This window comes from Nguyenibacter vanlangensis (assembly GCF_013376155.1).
Taxonomy (GTDB): Bacteria; Pseudomonadota; Alphaproteobacteria; order Acetobacterales; family Acetobacteraceae; genus Gluconacetobacter; species Gluconacetobacter vanlangensis.
Window position 1 is genome coordinate 1 of the sequence record NZ_JABXXP010000322.1, and the last position, 3298, is coordinate 3298.

Consider the following 3298-nt stretch of genomic DNA (forward strand, 5'->3'; position numbering starts at 1 on the left):
GCCCGCACGCCCGAGGAAGCCGAACAGGCGGCCAGCGCCATGCTGGACCACACGCTGGTCACGCGCCAGACCGGGCCGGCCGGCCGCATCGTGCGCCGCCTGTATGTCGAGGCCGGATGCGACATCGCGCGCGAACTGTATCTTTCCCTGCTGGTCGACCGCGCCTGCGGCCGGATCGTCGTCGTCGCGTCGCAGGACGGCGGCATGGCGATCGAGGACGTGGCCGCCGCCGCCCCCGAACGGATCCTGAAGGAACCGATCGACCCCGCCACCGGCCTGTCCGACTACCAGGCCCGCAACCTGGCGGCCCGGCTGGACCTGCACGGCAAGTCGATCCGCGCCTTCACCGCGGTGCTGCGCGCGGCCTATGATGCATTCACCGCCCTGGACGCCGCGATCGTCGAAATCAACCCGCTGGTCGTGACCGGCACGGGCGAGATGGTGGCGCTGGACGCCAAGATGAGCTTCGACGACAACGCCCTGTTCCGCCACCCCGAACTCGAGGAACTGCGCGACGAGAACGAGGAAGACCCCCGCGAGCGCGAGGCCGCGCGCCACGGCCTGGCCTATGTCGGCCTGGACGGCACCATCGGCTGCATGGTCAACGGCGCCGGGCTGGCGATGGCCACGATGGACATCATCAAGATGGAAGGTGAGGAACCGGCCAATTTCCTCGATGTCGGGGGCGGCGCCACGCGCGAACGAGTGGCCGCGGCCTTCCGCATCCTGCTGTCCGACAGCAAGGTGCGCGGCATCCTGGTGAACATTTTCGGCGGCATCATGCGCTGCGACATCATCGCCGAGGCGATCGTCGCCGCCTCGCGCGATACCGGGCTGCATGTGCCGCTGGTGGTGCGGCTGGCCGGCACGAATGTCGCGCAGGGGCGCGACATCCTGTCGCGATCCGGCCTGCGCATCATCCCGGCCGAGGATCTGGGCGACGCGGCGCGCAAGATCGTCGCCGCGGTCCGCGGAGAAACCACCCCGGCAACCGGCGCGGAAGGAGCGGCCTGATGTCCATCCTCGTCCATCGCGGCACCCGCGTCCTGACCCAGGGCTTCACCGGCGCGCAGGGCACCTTCCATTCCGAACAGGCGCTCGCCTACGGCACCAGGCTGGTGGGCGGCGTGACTCCGGGCCGGGGCGGCGGCACCCATCTGGACCTGCCGGTCTTCGACACGGTCCTCGAGGCCCGGGCGGCCACCGGGGCCGACGCCAGCGTGATCTATGTGCCGCCCGCCGGCGCCGCCGACGCGATCCTGGAGGCGATCGCCGCCGAAATCCCGCTGATCGTCTGCATCACCGAGGGGATTCCGGTGCTGGACATGGTGCGCGTGCATCAGGTGCTGGTCCGCTCGAACAGCCTGCTGATCGGCCCCAACTGCCCGGGCATCATCACGCCGGATGAATGCAAGATCGGGATCATGCCCGGCGCGATCCACCGGCGCGGCCATGTGGGAATCGTCTCGCGCTCGGGCACCCTGACATACGAGGCCGTGGCCCAGACGACCGAAACCGGGCTGGGACAGAGCACCTGCGTGGGAATCGGCGGCGACCCGGTCAAGGGGCTGGATTTCACCGATGTCCTGACCCGCTTCATCGAGGATCCGGATACGGATTCGATCATCATGATCGGCGAGATCGGCGGCACGTCCGAAATCGAAGCCGCCCACCTGATCCGCGCCAGCGGCACCAAAAAACCCGTCGTCGGCTTCATCGCCGGCGCCACCGCCCCGCCCGGGCGGCGGATGGGCCATGCCGGCGCGGTCATCACCGGAGGGCACGAAACGGCGGCGGCCAAGATCGACGCGATGCGGGAAGCGGGAATCCACATCGCCCCCAGCCCGGCCCTGCTGGGCCGGACCCTGGCCGGCATCCTGGCGTCCCGCTGAACGCCCCGCCCGATCCCGACGGGGCTCGAAGGGGGCCTGAAGGGGTCGGGACGGGTGACAGTCTCCCCGCTTCTGTGGCACAGCGTGACTCGCTACCGACGTCACGAATACCAGGAACCCGCCCGATGCCCGATGGTGTCATCACGGCCACATCGCCGTATCACGCTCCCTCGCCCCTGCCGCCCGTGCGCACCGACTGGACGCGTGACGAGGTGGCGGCGCTGATCGCCCTGCCCTTCCCCGAACTGATGTTCCGGGCGCAGAGCGTGCACCGGGCGCGCTTCGATTCCACCGAGGTACAGATCTCGACCCTGCTGTCGATCAAGACCGGCGGCTGTCCCGAGGATTGCGCCTATTGCCCGCAGAGCGCGAAGCACGAGGACGGCGTGAAGGCCACCCGCCTGATGGCGGTCGAATCGGTGCTGAAGGAAGCCCGCGCGGCGCGCGACGCCGGGGCCGCGCGCTTCTGCATGGGCGCCGCGTGGCGCTCGCCCAAGGACCACGACCTCGAGACGGTCTGCGCGATGGTCGAGGGCGTCAAGGCGCTGGGCATGGAAACCTGCGTGACCCTGGGCATGCTGGACGATCGCCAGGCCCGTCGCCTGCGCGATGCCGGGCTGGACTACTACAATCACAACCTGGACACCTCGCCCGAGCATTACGGGGCGATCATCACCACCCGCACCTACCAGGACCGGCTGGACACGCTGTCGCATGTGCGCGACGCCGGGATCAATGTCTGCTGCGGCGGCATCGTGGGTATGGGCGAGGACGAGACGGATCGCGCCGGGCTGATCGCCAGCCTGGCCAGCCTGCCGAAACACCCCGAAAGCGTGCCCATCAACCTGCTGGTCCGCGTCGCCGGCACGCCGCTGGCCCAGGCCGAGGCGGTCGACCCGATCGATTTTGTCCGCATCATCGCCGCGGCCCGCATCACCATGCCCGCCAGCCGGGTCCGCCTTGCCGCCGGGCGCGAGGACATGACGGACGAAGCCCAGACCCTGTGCTTCCTGGCCGGGGCGAACTCGATCTTCTATGGCGAGAAGCTGCTGACCACCCCCAACCCCGAAGCCAGCCGCGACGCCCGCCTGCTGGCCCGGCTGGGGATGCATACCAGCATCACCCAGGGCGAAATCCAGGGCTGAATTCCGCCCATCCGGCCCGTGCGGCATGCCGCGCGGGCATTTAGGACTTGCGCGGACGGGCGCGGTGCCCGAAATCACCGCCATGTCGTATGCCATCAAGGAGATGTTCGCGACTCTCCAGGGAGAGGGCGCGCAGGCGGGCCGTGCCGCCGTGTTCTGCCGCTTCGCCGGATGCAATCTCTGGTCGGGGCGCGAGGCCGATCGCGCGCGGGCAGTCTGCCGGTTCTGCGACACGGATTTCGTGGGCACCGACGGCCAGGG

The 3298-nt window shown here is 69.6% G+C and carries 3 protein-coding genes and 1 pseudogene; all 4 read left to right on the forward strand.

The window, feature by feature from the left end:
* Positions 1-1014: ADP-forming succinate--CoA ligase subunit beta (sucC, locus tag HUK84_RS13135; RefSeq protein WP_176640694.1), on the forward strand; the 1014-nt coding region annotated here is incomplete at its 5' end.
* On the forward strand, positions 1014-1892 hold the full coding sequence (gene sucD, locus HUK84_RS13140; protein ID WP_176640695.1) for a succinate--CoA ligase subunit alpha: 879 nt from the start codon (positions 1014-1016) through the stop codon (positions 1890-1892). The genes sucC and sucD, both read left to right, overlap by 1 nt.
* A gap of 125 nt (positions 1893-2017) precedes the next feature.
* On the forward strand, positions 2018-3037 hold the full coding sequence (gene bioB, locus HUK84_RS13145) for a biotin synthase BioB (RefSeq protein WP_176640696.1): 1020 nt from the start codon (positions 2018-2020) through the stop codon (positions 3035-3037).
* An 82-nt stretch (positions 3038-3119) separates the two neighbouring features.
* A pseudogene (locus tag HUK84_RS13150) lies at positions 3120-3298 on the forward strand (7-carboxy-7-deazaguanine synthase); the annotation flags it as partial.